General features: G+C 71.5%; 11 protein-coding genes. 6 read left to right on the top strand and 5 right to left on the bottom strand.

Features of this window, described 5'->3' with window-relative positions:
- Window positions 1–17 precede the first annotated feature (17 nt).
- On the top strand, window positions 18–1,169 hold the full coding sequence (locus ACLJPY_RS11715) for a 4-hydroxybenzoate 3-monooxygenase (RefSeq protein ID WP_410588039.1): 1,152 nt from the start codon (window positions 18–20) through the stop codon (window positions 1,167–1,169).
- Here the strand turns inward: ACLJPY_RS11715 and ACLJPY_RS11720 are convergent.
- On the bottom strand, window positions 1,148–2,938 hold the full coding sequence (locus tag ACLJPY_RS11720) for a sensor histidine kinase (protein WP_410588040.1): 1,791 nt from the start codon (window positions 2,936–2,938) through the stop codon (window positions 1,148–1,150). The two genes, ACLJPY_RS11715 and ACLJPY_RS11720, sit on opposite strands and share 22 nt — an antisense overlap.
- A complete protein-coding gene (locus tag ACLJPY_RS11725; RefSeq protein WP_410588041.1) occupies window positions 2,928–3,623 on the bottom strand; it encodes a response regulator transcription factor in 696 nt (231 codons plus the stop codon). Before ACLJPY_RS11725 ends, ACLJPY_RS11720 begins: the two co-directional genes overlap by 11 nt.
- Before the next feature lie 155 nt (window positions 3,624–3,778).
- Between ACLJPY_RS11725 and ACLJPY_RS11730 the strand changes: the two genes are divergently transcribed.
- Together ACLJPY_RS11730 and ACLJPY_RS11735 are read left to right on the top strand one after the other, a co-directional pair.
- The gene (locus ACLJPY_RS11730; RefSeq protein ID WP_410588042.1) at window positions 3,779–6,916 is read left to right on the top strand and encodes a GH92 family glycosyl hydrolase; all 3,138 of its coding nucleotides are present in this window, start codon (window positions 3,779–3,781) and stop codon (window positions 6,914–6,916) included.
- Between the two features lie 98 nt (window positions 6,917–7,014).
- Window positions 7,015–8,031, top strand: coding sequence for a helix-turn-helix transcriptional regulator (locus ACLJPY_RS11735; RefSeq protein ID WP_410588043.1), 1,017 nt, complete (start codon window positions 7,015–7,017; stop codon window positions 8,029–8,031).
- A 33-nt stretch (window positions 8,032–8,064) separates the two neighbouring features.
- On the opposite strand, the gene ACLJPY_RS11740 is transcribed toward ACLJPY_RS11735, so the two are convergent.
- The 3 genes from ACLJPY_RS11740 to ACLJPY_RS11750 all read right to left on the bottom strand — a co-directional run bounded on the left by ACLJPY_RS11740 (window position 8,065) and on the right by ACLJPY_RS11750 (window position 12,015).
- On the bottom strand, window positions 8,065–8,526 hold the full coding sequence (locus ACLJPY_RS11740; protein ID WP_410588044.1) for a VOC family protein: 462 nt from the start codon (window positions 8,524–8,526) through the stop codon (window positions 8,065–8,067).
- A gap of 112 nt (window positions 8,527–8,638) precedes the next feature.
- Window positions 8,639–11,230 carry a glycoside hydrolase family 3 protein gene (locus tag ACLJPY_RS11745; protein ID WP_410588045.1) on the bottom strand — a complete coding sequence of 864 codons (2,592 nt, stop codon included), beginning with the start codon at window positions 11,228–11,230 and terminating at the stop codon, window positions 8,639–8,641.
- A gap of 308 nt (window positions 11,231–11,538) precedes the next feature.
- Window positions 11,539–12,015, bottom strand: coding sequence for an Lrp/AsnC family transcriptional regulator (locus tag ACLJPY_RS11750; RefSeq protein WP_410588292.1), 477 nt, complete (start codon window positions 12,013–12,015; stop codon window positions 11,539–11,541).
- 134 nt (window positions 12,016–12,149) lie between these two features.
- Between ACLJPY_RS11750 and pdhA the strand changes: the two genes are divergently transcribed.
- From pdhA to ACLJPY_RS11765, 3 genes are read left to right on the top strand one after another with little or no spacing between them, the layout of a single operon-like run.
- A complete protein-coding gene (gene pdhA / locus ACLJPY_RS11755; RefSeq protein WP_410588046.1) occupies window positions 12,150–13,226 on the top strand; it encodes a pyruvate dehydrogenase (acetyl-transferring) E1 component subunit alpha in 1,077 nt (358 codons plus the stop codon).
- Window positions 13,226–14,221, top strand: coding sequence for an alpha-ketoacid dehydrogenase subunit beta (locus ACLJPY_RS11760; protein ID WP_410588047.1), 996 nt, complete (start codon window positions 13,226–13,228; stop codon window positions 14,219–14,221). Before pdhA ends, ACLJPY_RS11760 begins: the two co-directional genes overlap by 1 nt.
- On the top strand, window positions 14,214–15,398 hold the full coding sequence (locus tag ACLJPY_RS11765; protein ID WP_410588048.1) for a dihydrolipoamide acetyltransferase family protein: 1,185 nt from the start codon (window positions 14,214–14,216) through the stop codon (window positions 15,396–15,398). Before ACLJPY_RS11760 ends, ACLJPY_RS11765 begins: the two co-directional genes overlap by 8 nt.
- Window positions 15,399–15,413: the final 15 nt, after the last annotated feature.

Below are 15,413 nucleotides of genomic sequence, written 5' to 3' on the forward strand. Positions count from 1 at the left end.
GGAAAGGACAACCGCCAGTGCGCACCCAGGTCGTCATCGTCGGCGCCGGCCCGGCCGGGCTGCTGCTGTCCCACCTGCTCGGGCTCGAAGGCATCGACTCCGTGCTGCTCGAACGGCAGACCGCGGAGTACGTCCAGGCGCGCATCCGCGCCGGCATCCTCGAAGCCGGCACGGTCGGGCTGCTGCGGGACGTCGGCCTCGGCGCCCGGCTCGACGTCGAGGGCATGGAGCACCGCGGCATCCACCTCCAGTGGCCGGAAAACCGCCACCACATCGACTTCGCCGACCTCATCGGCCGGTCGGTGACGGTCTACGGGCAGACCGAGGTGACCAAGGACCTGATGGCGGCGCGGGAAAAGGCGGGCCGCCCGGCGTTCTACTCGGCCGCCGACGTCACGCTGCACGACGTCACCGGGCAGCCGTCGGTGACCTTCGTGGACGCCGACGGGGCCGCCCGGCGGATCGACGCGGACGTCGTCGTCGGCTGCGACGGCTTCCACGGGCCGAGCCGCGGGTCGATCCCGCAGCCGCAGGTGTGGGAGCGGGCCTACCCCTTCGCGTGGCTGGGGGTGCTGGCTGACGTGGCGCCGTCGACCGACGAGCTGATCTACGCCTGGCACCCGGACGGCTTCGCGATGCACAGCATGCGCTCGCCGCGGGTGAGCCGGTTCTACTTGCAGGTGGCGCCGGACGAGGACATCGCGCGGTGGAGCGACGACCGGATCTGGACGGCGCTGTCCGAGCGGCTCGGCGTCTCGGGCTGGACGCTGGAAACCGGGCCGATCACGGAGAAGAGCGTCCTGCCGATGCGCAGCTTCGTGACGACCCCGATGCGGCACGGGCACCTCTACCTGGCCGGGGACGCCGCCCACATCGTGCCGCCGACCGGAGCGAAGGGCCTGAACCTGGCGGTGGCGGACGTCGCCCTGCTGGCGAAGGCGCTGACGGCGTCGTTCCGCGGCGACGACCGGCTCGTGGACGCGTATTCGGAGACGGCGTTGCGGCGGGTCTGGCGCTGCACGCACTTCTCCTGGTGGATGACGTCGATGCTGCACCGCCACGGCGACGACTTCGACGCCCAGCTCCAGCTCTCCCAGCTCCACCGCACGGTGACGTCGGCGGCCGCGAAGACCGAGCTGGCCGAAAACTACGCCGGCCTGCCCCTGTAGGTCACCGGCAGCCGGACGGTGAACGTCGATCCGGCGTCCACTTCGGACTCCGCGGTCACCGTTCCGCCGTGGGCCTGCACGAGGTGGCGCACGATGGCGAGGCCGAGCCCGCTGCCGCCGGTCTGGCGGTTGCGGGACTTCTCGGCCCGCCAGAACCGGTCGAACACGTGCGGCAGGTCCGCGGCGGCGATCCCGGTGCCGGTGTCCGCCACGGCGAGCGTCACCTCGTCCACAGTGGACGAGACGTGGACGGTGACCCGGCCGCCGGGCGGCGTGTGCCGGATCGCGTTCGTCACCAGGTTGCCGACGACCTGGCGCAGCCGCACCGGGTCGGCTTCCAGCGCGCAGTCGCCGGCGGTGTCCACGGTCAGCGTGACCCCGGCCGCGGCGGCCCGGTCGGCGTGCGCCGCGGCGACGTGGCCGGCCAGCTCCGCCGCGTCGAGGGGCTCGGGGTGCAGGCGCAGCTGCCCGGCGTCGGCCGCCGCGAGGTCCTGCAGGTCGTCGACGATGTGCTGCAGCAGCACGGTTTCCTCGAGCAGCGACGCGGTCAGGGCCCGGTCGAACGGCAGGTGCCCGTCTTCGGCGGCCTCCAGCCGGCCGCGGATGACGTTGAGCGGGTTGCGCAGCTCGTGGGCGATGTCGCTGACCATCGCCTTGCGTTGCTCTTCGATGCGTTCCCGCCGCGCCGTGAGGTCGTTGAACGCGGCGGCGAGGTAGCCGACCTCGTCGCGGGACTTCACCGGGGCCGGCCGGTCCTGCTTCGCGGCCTCGGTCAGCGCCCGCAGCGGGCGGGAAAGCCGCCGCGCGACGAGCGCGGTGAGCGCGACGGCCAGCAGCAGCACCCCGCCGGTCACCGCCAGGATCCGGGCGAGGTTCGCCCGCGACAGCGTGAACGTCGGCAGCGGCGAGCCGCCCGGGCCGAGGGTGAACAGCAGCGCGGGCGGCGCGACGTACGGCGTGAGCTGCGCGCGGCGGGCGGAATCGAGGCAGCCCTGCAGCGGCCCCTGGTCCTTGCGGCCGAACACTTCCAGGTCGAGGCCCAGTTTCACCTCCTCGCCGCCCTGGCTCTTCAGGCAGTTGTCGACGGCGTCGTTCAGGGTCAGCAGCGCGGCCTGCTCGGTCCGGGTCGGTTCGGCCAGTTCGTAGAGCCCGCACTTGCTCGCGAAGTAGCGGGCGGACAGCGGATCGAGCCCGGTCAGCTGCGGCCGCCCGTTCGGTGCGTCGCGCACCTGGCTGGCCAGGCCGACCCGGGCGAGGCAGGTGGTGGCCTTCGTGGCGAGGGTGGTGAGCTCTTCGCGCTCGGACGGCGGCAGCTCGAACGGGCCGACCGCGCGCGGGTCGATGCCGCTCGTGCCGGCCTGTGGCAGCAGCACCGGGTCGACGTGCAGCGGGTCGACCGACGCGGTCGCCTTGACCGGCAGGGTCACCGGCGCGCCGCCGGAGTCGCCGAGGACGTGCCGGTCGAGGGTGGTCAGCACGACCCGGCGGCCGGTCTGCTCCGACAGCATCCGCAGCCGGGGGCCGACCTGGGCCCAGGTGTGGTTGGCCGCGGCGAAGCCGAGCAGCTCGGTGTAGATCGTCGCGTCGCCGGAAAGCGCCTGGCCCTGCTCCTGCTGGATCGCGCGGGTGGTCGTCTGCACGGCGAGCCACGCGGTCGCCGCGATGGAGGCGAGCGCGATGAGCAGCGAGACAGCGGTGAGCCGGACGACGAGGCTGCGTCGCCGGGGGAAGCTGCGCTGGTGCGCCTTCCGCTCAGGGCTACGCGTCATCTTCCGCCGTCAGCTTGTAGCCGACCCCGAAAACGGTCCGCAGGTAGACGGGCTTCTGCGGGTCCGGTTCGAGCTTCTTGCGCAGGTTGAGCACGTGGACGTCGATGATCCGGGTGCTGACGAACCGGTCGTCGCCGCGGGTCAGCTCCAGCAGCTGGCGGCGGCTGAACACCCGGCCGGGCTGCCGGATCATCGTCTCCAGCAGCTGGAACTCGCCCGGCGTCGTCTCGACCGGGCGATCGCCGACCGACACCTCGTGCCGCACGGGGTCCAGCCGCAGCCCGCCCGCGCGCAACGCGGTGTCGGGCGGCTCGCGGCGGCCGGCGGTGCGCCGCAGCAGTGTCCGGACCCGCGCCATCAGCTCGCGCGGGCTGTAGGGCTTCGTCAGGTAGTCGTCGGCGCCGAGGTCGAGGCCGAGCAGCAGGTCGTCCTCGGTGGCGCGGGCGGTGAGCATCAGCACCGCGACGTCGGACTCCCGCCGCAGGATCCGGCAGACGTCGAGGCCGTCGACCTTCGGCATCATCACGTCGAGGACGAGCAGGTCGGGCCGGTCGCGCCGGGCCTCGTCGAGCGCCGCCCGGCCGTCTGCGGCCAGCATCACGGTGTGGCCTTCGCTTTCGAGGTAGAGCCGGAGGACCTCGGCCTGCTTCTCGTCGTCTTCGGCGACCAGTACACGTGCGCACACGGCGTCGAGGGTAGGCGTCCTGACACCGTTGCCACCGCATCCTGACCGGATCTTCATACGTTGCGGGCACGAGCCAGGTCTTTGTCAAAGTGTTGACCGCGGCCGCGGCGGGAGCGAAGGTCGGACCAGCGGCAGCGTCGACGAGGAGGACACCGGTGCGGGCGAGACTCATGGCGGCGATGGTCGCGGCGGCGGTGCTCGGGGCGCCCGCGGTCGCTTCGGCGGCTCCGACAACGATGTCACCGCTGGTCGGTGACCCGGCGGCGTACGTCGACCCGCTGATCGGGACCGGCCGGGGTGGCAGCTCGGTCGGCGAGATCAACAACTTCCCCGGACCGGCCGCGCCGTTCGGGATGATGCAGTTCTCGCCGGACACGCAGGGCGCGTACGCCGGCTACCAGTACCACTCCGACCGGATCCGGGGCTTCAGCCTCGACCACGCCTCGGTGGGCTGCAACGCCTTCGGCGACGTGCCGATCCTGCCGGTCACCGGCGACGTCGGCAGCGCACCCTGGGACCGCACCGAGCGCTTCGCCCACGACGGCGAGCAGGCCGAGCCGGGCTACTACGCCGTGACGCTCGCCGACTCGGACGTCCGCGCCGAGCTGACCGCGACGACCCGCACCGGGCTCGCCACCTTCACCTACCCGGCGGGCTCGACGCCGCAGGTGCTGGTCAAGGGCGGTGCCAGCCTCGCCGGGAACTCCGCGGCCACGCTGCGCATCACCGGGGACCGCGAGGTCAGCGGCTCGGCCACCACCGGCAACTTCTGCGGCAAGGGGAACAAGTACACCGTCTACTACGCCATCGCGTTCGACCAGCCGTTCACCGCGCACGGCACCTGGGACGGCTCGTCGGTCAAGCCGGGCACCGACAGCGTCGACTCGCCGCGGGCGGGCGCGTACCTGACGTTCGGTTCGCCGACCGTGCACGCCAAGGTGTCGATGTCCTACGTGGGCGTCGACGGCGCGAAGGCCAACATGGCGGCGGAGGTGCCGGGCTGGGACTTCGGTGCGGTCCGGCAGTCCACAAGGGACAGGTGGACGCAGGCGCTGGGCAAGATCCGCGTCGCGGGCAAGGACACCGCGCAGCTCAAGACGTTCTACACCGCGCTCTACCACTCGCTGATGCACCCCAACACCTTCGACGACGCCGACGGGCGGTACATCGGCTTCGACAACCAGGTCCGGACCCTGCCGAAGGGGCGGCACCAGTACGCGAACTTCTCCGACTGGGACACCTACCGCTCGCTCGCGCCGCTGCACGCCATGCTGTTCCCGAAGGAAGCCAGCGACATGGCGCAGTCGCTGACGAACGACGCCGTGCAGGGCGGCTGGTGGCCGCGCTGGCCGATGGCGAACGCCTACACCGGCCAGATGACCGGGGACAGCTCGGTCGCGCTGATCTCTAACCTCTACGCGTTCGGCGCCCGCGACTTCGACGTCAAGACCGCGCTGCGGTACCTGGTCAAGGGCGCGACCTCGGTCGACCACACGCCGGGCGCGTACCAGGAGCGGCGGGGGATCGAGGACTACGTCGCCCGCGGCTACCTGCCGAACAACGACGCCGCCCGCGGCGACCACGCCCGCGTCGGCGCCTCGATCACCCTGGAGTGGGCGATCGACGACTTCGCCATCGCGCAGTTCGCGCAGGGCATCGGCGACCGCGACGTCGCCCGCGAGTTCACGCAACGCGGCCAGAACTGGCAGAACACCTTCAACCCGCTGACCGGCTACCTGCAGCCCCGCGGGCAGGACGGCCGCTTCCCGGACGGCCCGGCCTACGTCCCGCCGCCGCCCGGGAAGTTCGGCCAGGACGGCTTCGACGAGGGCAACGCCGCCCAGTACACCTGGCTGGTCCCGCAGGACCCGGCCGGCCTGGTGACGGCGATGGGTGGCCCGGCCGCGGTTTCGCAGCGGCTGGACACCTTCTTCCAGAAGCTGAACGCCGGTCCGAACGAGCCGTACATGTGGGCGGGCAACGAGCCCGACTTCGGCGTGCCGTGGCTCTACGACCACGTCGGGCAGCCGTGGAAGACGCAGCAGGTCGTCCGCGAAATCGCGACGACGCTGTTCAGCGCCACCCCGGACGGCGAGCCGGGCAACGACGACCTCGGCGCGCAGTCGTCGTGGTACGTCTGGGCCGCGCTCGGCATCTACCCGGCGACACCGGGGACGCCGGACCTGGTGGTGCACAGCCCGCTGTTCGAGCGCGCGGTGCTGTCGCTGCCGAACGGGCGGACCATCGACGTCCACGCGCCCGCCGCGCCCGCGACCTACGTCCACGACCTGGCGCTGAACGGCCGGCACTGGGACCGGACGGCCCTGCCCGCGAACACCGCGCGCGACGGCGCCCGGCTGGACTTCACGCTCGTGTCCACTCCGGACAAGCGGTGGGCGGCCGGCTCGACGCCACCGTCCTACCGCGACGGTGAGAAGCCGTTCCTGGCGTCGGTGGCCAACCAGGTCGTCGCCGAACCGGGGAGCACCGGTGAGGTCACGGTCGGCGGGCAGCGGCTCGGCGGGCACGACCGCGTGCTGGACGTCGGCACGCGGGCGCCGGCCGGGCTCACGGTGACTGGCCCGCGGCAGCTCCGGCTCGACGACCGCACCGGCAGCGGCACCGCGAAGCTGACGGTGGCGGTGGCCGCGGGCACGCCCGAGGGTTACTACCAGGTGCCGGTGACCGTCCGCGGCGGCGGCACGACGGTGACGTCCTCGGTGGTCGTGCTGGTCGCGCCGAAGAACGGCCTCGCGGCGGCGTACTCGAACGTCGGCATCTCCGACGACGGCGACGCGGGCGCGGCCGACATCGACGGTGCCGGCAACAGCCTCTCCCGGCAGGCCCTGGCCGCGGCCGGGCTGGTCGGCGGCCGGACGGCTGTGGCGGCGGGCACGACGTTCACGTGGCCCGCGGCACCGGCGGGCCGGCCGGACAACGTCGTCCCGGCGGGCCAGACGATCCGGGTGTCCGGCACGCGGCTGGCGTTCATCGGCACGGCGTCCAACGGCGACCACCGGGCGTCGGCAACGGTCACGTTCACCGACGGCACGACGGGCCAGGCGGACCTGTCCTTCGGCGACTGGGTCTTCCCGGGCGGCGGCACGGACCCGGTGTTCGGCAACACGCTCGTGGCGCGTACGGACCACCGCAACCAGCCGGGCGGCCAGGGCGGCGGGGCGTCGGTGTACGCGACGGCGCCGTTCGACGCTCCGGCCGGGAAGCAGATCGCGTCGGTGACGCTTCCGTCGGACGCGGACCTGCACGTGTTCGCGATCGGGTCGGCCGGGTGAGCGGGCTGCGCGGGTTTTGACGGGGCTCGGCGTCCGGTGGGCGGCCCGCCCGTGGCACGATCATCCTTCGACGCTTGAAGGGATCGAGTGGCGGTGACGTGGCACGGCCGACAGCTCGGGTGCTGACGCTGCTCGAACTGCTGCAGTCCGGTGGCACCCGCACCTCTGCCGAGCTGGCCGAGCGGCTGAACGTGGATGGCCGCACGGTGCGCCGCTACGTGGAGCACCTGCGTGACCTCGGCATTCCGGTGGATTCCGTGCGCGGTCGTTACGGCGGTTACCGGCTGGCGCGCCACTACCGGATGCCTCCGCTGATGCTCACCGACGAGGAAGCACTGGCGGTCGTCTGGGGGCTGCTGCTGACGGGCCGGCCGGGGTCCGGTCCGGCCTCGATCGGTGACGTGGCGGCCGCCACCTCGAAGGTGCGCCGGGTACTGCCCCCGGCCCTGGCCCGGCAGATCGACGCGGTGGTCGACACCGTGAACTTCGCCGGCGGTCGGATCGGCGAGGCGGAGCGCACCGGGGGTGGCGAGGAGGCAAGCGCGAGAGTGCTGCTCGGCCTGGCGCAGGCGGCGGGGAACCGGCGTCCGGTTGCCTTCGACTACCTGCCGCGGCACGGACGTGCCCGGTCACGCACCGTTCACCCGCACGGCATCGTCGCCGTGAACGGGCTGCTCTACCTCACCGGCCACGACGTCGGGCGCCAGGCGGAGCGGACGTTCCGCCTGGACCGCATCGCCGGCCTGCGCCTGCTGGAGGGCACGTTCGAGGTGCCGGACGACCTGAACCCGGTGCAGCGGGTGGTGGGCCCGCTCGCGGCGGGTCCCGGGCGGCACGAGGTGTCAGTGCTCGTCGACGCCGACGCGGCGCAGGTGCGGGCGTTGTTCCCGGAGACGCTGGCGTCGGTCGAACCGGCGGCCGGCGTCGACGGAGGTGGTCACTGGCTGAGGATTTTCGTCCGTGCGGAACGGTTGGAATGGGTCGCGGGAAGACTGGCCGCGCTCGATCGGCCGTTCGTCATCGAGCGCCCGGAGGCTCTGCACGGGGTCGTTGCCGCGCTGGGGCAGAAGCTGATCGCCGCGGCGATCGTCGATCCCCGCGGCGACCCGGATTAGGAGCGCGTGGCGCTTTCCGGCCTGCGTCTGTGGTCAGTCCGCCTCGGTGGCGGGCGGCGGCATCTTGGGTGTCCGGTTCTGCTGCAGTTGCCGCGCCTGCGGCGTGACCGGCGTGTAGAGGTTGACGAGTGACCCCTCGGGGTCGCGGAGCAGAACGGACACGTTGCCCCAGGGCATCATCGTCGGCGCCTGCACGACGTCGAGGTCATCGCCGAGTTCGGTCTTCATGAGGGCGAACAGGGATTCGACGTCCGCCACGACGAACTCGACGATGGCGGTGCGGTTGGCGGCCGCTCGCGGTGGGTTGTCCGTGATGAAGGCGACCCGCTCCGGCGCGCTGAGCGCGAACGTCGCGGACGGGGTCACCAGCTCGACGAAGTCGTCGGTCAGGTACTGCGGGGTGGCGCCGGTGAGGACCTCGTAGAAGCGGACGAGCCGCGGTAGGTCGTCGGTGATCACGCGGACGGAGGCCAGTTGGACGGTGTTCGTTGTCATGATCAGGACGCTAGCCCGGATACCGGACACAACCTGTCCGGATAAGGCGTCGCGTTGATCGTGCCGGAAACGGAACCGGGCCGGGAGCGGTTCGCTCCCGGCCCGGTCGCCGTCAGGTCAAGCTCGAACAGGGTCTTGCGTCCGGATCCTTCGCCCCCTGCGGCACCCACCGCACGTTCGCGAACGAAGCCTGGAACTTCCCGTCCGTGTACACCAGGAACGGCGTGTTGATGTGCTCGAAGTCCAGCCCGTTGTTGAAGCAGGACACCGGGATCTTCACCGTCGTCTTCGCGCCGCCCGCGAGGTCCGTGAACAGCTTCGTCGCGTTCACCTCGGAGAAGCACGGGTAGACGCAGTGCATGCTGATCACCGTCCGGTTGGCCGGTGCCTGCTGGACGATCGTGTCGAACTCCAGCGCCGCGTCCGCGTTGAGGTAGCCGCGCAGGTCGTTCGTGCCCGCGGTGTTCTGCATGTACAGCTGGGCCGCGCCCGCGCCCGTCCACGTCGCCTTCAGGCCGTCGGCCTGGACGTTGACGTCCGCCGGGACGACGTTGATCTCGCTGTGCGATGCCGTGCCGTCCGGGCCGATCACCGTGCCGCCCCAGTTCTCCGCCGAGCCGATCTGGCTCGTGTACGGCGGGACGTCGGTGCGGTCGAAGATCGACAGGTCCTCGGTCGCCGTTCCGCCGCCGCCGGTCGAGCCGCACGCGGCCGGGCCCGGGGTCTCGTCCAGGACGCCGACCGTGGCGCGCTGGCCGGTCTTGAGGCCGTAGCCCAGCTTGAACAGCGGGTCGTAGTCCGGGGACCACGGGTTGAGCGGCGTCTGGCACGCGCTCTTCGGCCACGAGTAGCTCAGCGTGCCCTGGTAGCCGTTGCCGTCCTTGCCCTTGACCAGCATGTCCGCGACGCCGCCGCCCTCGGTGCCGGGCAGCCAGGCCGCCACGAACGCGTCGGAGCGGTTGATCTCCTTGTTCATGTACAGCGGGCGGCCGCCGACGTACACGGTGACGACCGGGGTGCCCTTGCCGCTGACCTTGTCCAGCACGGCGAGGTCCTCGGGGTAGAGCTTCGAGGCCTCGAGGGTCTTGCGGGTCAGGTCGCCGACGCCCTCGGCGTACGGCGTCTCGCCGATGACCGCGATGACCGCGTCGAAGCCCTTCGGGTCGACGGTGCCGGTGGCGTCGAAGGTGACGTTCGCGTCGCCCAGGTCCTGCTTGATGCCGGCCAGGATCGAGGTGGCGTTCGGGAAGTCGGCGTTGGTGTTGCCGGTGCCCTGCCAGCTCAGCGTCCAGCCGCCGGTCTGGTTCTGGATGTTGTCGGCGCTCTTGCCGACGACCAGGACCTTCGACGCCGGCTTCAGCGGCAGCACGTTGCCGTTGTTCTTCAGCAGCGTCTGCGACTCGCGGACGGCGTCGCGGGCCAGCCAGTTGTCCTTCAGCGCCTCGTCGGAGTTGGCGTAGGAGCGGTCGGACGGCTTCTGCGACTCGAACAGGCCGTCACGCAGCTTGACGCGCAGGATGCGGGTGACGGCGTCGTCGATGCGCGACAGCGGGATCTGGCCGCTCTGCACCTGGGCGACGGTGTTGGTGATGAACGCCTTCCAGTCGTTCGGCACCATCACCATGTCGATGCCGGCGTTGATCGCCTGCGGGCACGAGGAGTTCGTGCAGCCGGGGACCTGGCCGATGGCGTTCCAGTCCGACACGAGCAGGCCGTCGAAGCCGATCTTGCCCTTGAGGATCTGGTTGAGCGCCTTGTCGCTGCCGGTCAGCTTGCCCTCGTTGATGCCGAGGTCGGGGTTGGTCCAGCTGTTGAACGACACCATGACGGTCTGGGCGCCGGCGGCGAGCGCGCCGTAGTAGCCCTGGCCGTGGATGTTGATCATGTCGGCCTCGGACGAGGGGTTGACGCCCTGGTCCTGGCCCTTCAGCGTGCCGCCGTCGCCGATGAAGTGCTTGGCGGTGGCGATGACGCCGTTGTAGCCGATGCGCTTGGTGGCGCCGTCCTGGAGGCCGTTGATGGCTTCGAAGCCGTAGGAGCGCGTGATGCGCGGGTCCTCGGAGAAGCCCTCGTAGGTGCGGCCCCAGCGGTCGTCCTGGACGACGGCGAGGGTGGGCGAGAAGGCCCAGTCCTGGCCGGTCGAGCGGATCTGCCGGGCGGTGGCGCCGGCGACGTCGCGGACCAGGCACGGGTCGTGCGCGGCGCCGAGGCCGATGTTGTGCGGGAAGACGGTGGCGCCGTAGACGTTGTTGTTGCCGTGCACGGCGTCGATGCCCCAGATGACGGGGACCTTCGTACGGCTGGTCTTGGAGGCGTTCCAGTAGGCGTCGGCGAGGGTCAGCCAGTCCTGCTGGGTGGCGTGCTTGTTCGCGCCGGGCCACGAGCCGCCGCCGTTGAGGACCGAGCCGATGGCGTACTGGCGGACCTCGTCGGGGGTGATGGCGGCGATCTCGGGCTGCGTCATCTGCCCGACTTTTTCCTCCAGAGTCATGCCCTTGAGGATTTCGGCGATCCGCTGCTCGTCGCCGGCCTTCCCCTTGAACCGGCTGTCGACCTTCGGCCAGTCCGCGAGGGTCGGCAGGCTCTTCTCGATCTTGGCGCAGCCGTCCTTGTCTTTGGCGGGTTGCCCGATGACGGGCTGAGCCGGCGCGTCGGCTTGGGCCGGCGTCGCCTGGGCGATCCCGCCCAGCAGACTCAGGCTCATCAGGGTGACGAGCGAACTTCGGCGCGCACGAGACCACGCGCGGGATCTTCTGGCCATGGGTCTGGTCCATTCTGCGATGAACGGCGGACCGGCCGATCCTCACCGGGCGACGGGGAGGCCGTCAAGGGTTTCGATTGTTTGGAGAGCGTGTTAATTCTCGACATAAAATAAGAGTCGCTCGGTGGCGGGCCCACCCCTATCCGGTGGTGCGCTGAACGTCAAGAGCACTGCGGGGCAACGCTTTTGCCCGGCGGTCGCCAGGGTGCGTCCATGCGGGTGATTTCGCCGACGCGTCCGGCGCAGCGGCGTCAGCTCAGCACCGAGCCCGGCAGTTCCTCGAAGATCAACCAGGTCCGCGTCGACCGCACCCCCTCCAGCGCCTGCAGCCGTTCCAGGACCACGTCACGCAGGGTCGAGTTGTCCGGCGTCCGGACCAGCAGCAGGATGTCGAAGTCGCCGCCCACCAGTGCCACGTGGTCGACGTACGGGATCTCGTGCAGGTCCGTCGCCATCGTGCGCCAGGACGTCTGCTCCACCGTCACCATGATGTACGCCGACGTGCCCAGGCCCGCCCGGCGCGGGTCGATCCGGGCGCCGAAGCCCGTGATCACCCCCTCCGCCATCAGCCGCTCCAGCCGCGCGTACGCGTTCGTGCGCGAGATGTGCAGCTTCTCCGCCAGCGCGCGCACCGCCAGGCGGCCGTCCGCCGACAGCTCCGCCAGCATCGCCCGGTCGACCTCGTCCAGCGCCGGGACCGTTCGTCCCGCCCACGAGCCGTGCGCCAGGGCGCCTGTGGACGTTTGGTCCGCAGAAGCCGGGTCGGGAGTCCGTTTGTCGCTCATTTCCGGCAACCCTTGTACACAACACCGCCGAGAACCACCATTTCAGCATCATATGTCTGCGAGAGGTGGTGTGCGTCATGGCCGTTGAGACCCTGCTGCCGTCCGCTGCCCCGGTGCGGTTCGTCGCTGAAGACGGGAGCCGGGCCGACCAGCACGGCGCCTACGGCGAACCCACCGGTGAGCGGCTCAAGGAGGCCTACCGGCTGATGGTCCTGGGCCGCCGGTTCGACGTCCAGGCGACCGCGCTCACCAAGCAGGGCCGCCTCGCCGTCTACCCCTCCAGCGCCGGGCAGGAAGCCTGCCAGGTCGCCGCCGCGCTGGCCCTGGACAGCCAGGACTGGCTCTTCCCCACCTACCGCGACTCCGTCGCCCTCGTCGCCCGTGGCCTGAAGCCCGGCGAAGTCCTGACGCTCCTTCGCGGCGACGCGCACTGCGGCTACAACCCCGTCGAGACGCGCGTCGCGCCCCAGTGCACTCCGCTCGCGACGCAGACGCTCCACGCCGCCGGGCTCGCGCACGCGATGCAGCGACGCGGCGAAGACGCCGTCGCGCTCGCGCTCATCGGGGACGGCGCCACCAGCGAAGGCGACTTCCACGAGGCGCTCAACTTCGCCGCCGTCTTCAAGGCGCCCGTCGTGTTCTTCGTGCAGAACAACCGCTTCGCCATCTCGGTGCCCTTCGAGAAGCAGAGCGCCGCCGAAGCGCTGGCGTACAAGGGCGTCGGCTACGGCGTGCGCTCGGAGCAGGTCGACGGCAACGATGCCGTCGCCGTCCTGGCCGTGCTCGACGACGCCGTGAAGCACGCGCGCGAAGGCAAGGGGCCGGTCCTCGTCGAGGCCCACACCTACCGCATCGACGCCCACACCAACGCCGACGACGCGACCCGCTACCGCGACGCCGAAGAAGTCGCGAAGTGGCGCGAAGCCGACCCGCTCAAGCGGCTCGAAACCCACCTCAAGAACGAGAACCTCCTGCAGGACACCGAGATCGAGCAGTTCGCGGCCGACGCCGAGGTGTTCGCCCAGTCCGTGCGCGACACCCTCAACGCCGAGCCCGCGCTCGACCCGCTCTCGCTGTTCGACCACGTCTACGCCGAACCGACGCGCCAGCTCGAAGCCCAGCGCGCCGCCCTCGAAGCCGAACTGGAGGCCTGATGACGACCACCATGGCGCAGGCGCTCAACGCGGCCCTGCGAGACGCGCTCAAGGACGACGACCGCGTGCTCGTCTTCGGCGAGGACGTCGGCACCCTCGGCGGCGTCTTCCGCGTCACCGACGGCATCACCGCCGACTTCGGCGAAGACCGCTGCTTCGACACGCCGCTCGCCGAGTCCGGCATCGTCGGGTTCGCCGTCGGGATGGCGATGGGCGGGTTCCGCCCGGTCGTCGAGATGCAGTTCGACGCCTTCGCCTACCCCGCGTTCGAGCAGATCACCTCGCACGTGGCGAAGCTGCGCAACCGCACCCGGGGCGCGCTGGAAGTGCCCATGGTCATCCGGATCCCGTACGCCGGCGGCATCGGCGGCGTCGAGCACCACTGCGACTCCAGCGAGGCCTATTACACGCACACGCCGGGCCTGCGCGTCGTCACGCCGGGCACCGCGCAGGACGCCTACGACCTGCTCCGCGACGCCATCGAGTCGCCGGACCCGGTGATCTTCCTCGAGCCGAAGTGCCGCTACTGGTCGAGCGAAGAGGTCACCTTCACCCGGTCCGGCCCGGCCATGGACCGGGCCGTGGTCCGCCGGCCCGGCACGGACGTCACGCTCATCGCCTACGGCCCGATGGTCGCCACCGCACTGGAAACCGCCGAAGCGGCGAAGGCCGAAGGCTGGGACGTCGAGGTCGTCGACCTGCGCTCGCTGGCGCCGTTCGACGACGAGACGGTGACGGCTTCGGTCCGCCGCACCGGGCGCGCGGTCGTCGTGCACGAGGCCGCCGGCTTCGGCGGTTACGGCGCCGAGGTCGTCGCGCGCGTCACCGAACAGTGCTTCCACCAGCTGCACGCGCCCGTCCTGCGGGTCACCGGCCTCGACATCCCGTTCCCGGCGCCGAAGCTCGAGCGCCACCAGCTGCCGGACGTCGACCGGATCCTCGACACGATCGCGCGCCTGCAGTGGGCCGACACGCCGGTGGTGGCCGGTGCCTGACTTCCTGCTGCCGGACCTCGGCGAAGGCCTGACCGAGGCGGCGATCGTGGACTGGCGGGTCGAGGTCGGCGACACCGTCGCCGTCGACCAGGTCGTCGTCGAGGTGGAGACGGCGAAGGCGGCGGTCGAGGTGCCGGTGCCGTTCGCCGGCGTGGTGTCCGCGCTGCACGGCGAGCCGGGGCAGCTGCTGCCGGTCGGCGCGCCGCTGCTGAGCGTCGGCGGGTTCGCCGAACCGGGGGTCACGACTTCGTCCGGCAGCGGCAACGTCCTCATCGGCTACGGCACCGCGGCGCCCGCCACGCGGCGCAAGCGCGCCCGACGGCCGGTGAGCGCCACCGCGCCCACGCGGCCCAAGCAGCCCGGGGTGATCTCGCCGTTCGTCCGGAAGCTGGCCGCCGACAACGGGATCGACCTGGCGAGGGTCACCCCGAGCGGCCCGGACGGGATCATCCGCCGCGCCGACGTCGAGGCGCTGCTGAACAAGCCGGCCGCGAAGGGCAGGCGGATCCCGCTGACCGGGGTGCGCAAGGCCGTCGCCGACAAGCTGACGGCGTCCCGGCGGGAGATCCCCGAGGCCACGGTCTGGGTGGACGTCGACGCGACCGAGCTGGTCGCCGCCCGGGTCGCCCTGAACGCCAAGGCGGACCGGCCGGTCAGCCTGCTCGGGCTGATCGCGCGGTTCGCCGTCGCGGGGCTCAAGAAGTACCCCGAGCTGAACTCGCGGGTCGAGGGCGGGGAAATCGTCCTGCTGGACGAGGTCCACCTCGGGTTCGCCGCGCAGACCGACCGCGGCCTGGTGGTGCCGGTCGTGCGGGACGCCGGTTCGCTGTCGACGCGCGAGCTGTCGGCGGCGATCGGCGACCGCGCGACAACCGCCCGGGACGGCAAGCTCGCGCCCGCGGACCTGACCGGCGGCACCTTCACCGTCAACAACTACGGCGTCTTCGGCGTCGACGGCTCGGCCGCGATCATCAACCACCCCGAGGCGGCGATCCTCGGCATCGGCCGGATCATCGACCGGCCGTGGGTCGTCGACGGCGCCCTCGGCGTGCGGAAGGTCTGCGAGCTGACGCTGGCCTTCGACCACCGCGTCTGCGACGGCGGCACGGCCGGCGGGTTCCTGCGGTTCGTCGCCGACTGCGTGGAGTCGCCGGTGACCGCGCTCAGCGACCTCTGACGACTCACCGGCCGC

Source organism: Amycolatopsis sp. lyj-23 (assembly GCF_046549135.1).
GTDB lineage: Bacteria > Actinomycetota > Actinomycetes > Mycobacteriales > Pseudonocardiaceae > Amycolatopsis.

What these genes read in the sequence shown, in the direction of transcription:
- ACLJPY_RS11720 (WP_410588040.1), bottom strand. Translation starts at nt 2,938, where the DNA reads ATGACGCGTAGCCCTGAGCGGAAGGCGCACCAGCGCAGCTTCCCCCGG.
- ACLJPY_RS11740 (WP_410588044.1), bottom strand. Translation starts at nt 8,526, where the DNA reads ATGACAACGAACACCGTCCAACTGGCCTCCGTCCGCGTGATCACCGAC.
- ACLJPY_RS11745 (WP_410588045.1), bottom strand. Translation starts at nt 11,230, where the DNA reads ATGAGCCTGAGTCTGCTGGGCGGGATCGCCCAGGCGACGCCGGCCCAA.
- pdhA (WP_410588046.1), top strand. Translation starts at nt 12,150, where the DNA reads ATGGCCGTTGAGACCCTGCTGCCGTCCGCTGCCCCGGTGCGGTTCGTC.
- ACLJPY_RS11760 (WP_410588047.1), top strand. Translation starts at nt 13,226, where the DNA reads ATGACGACCACCATGGCGCAGGCGCTCAACGCGGCCCTGCGAGACGCG.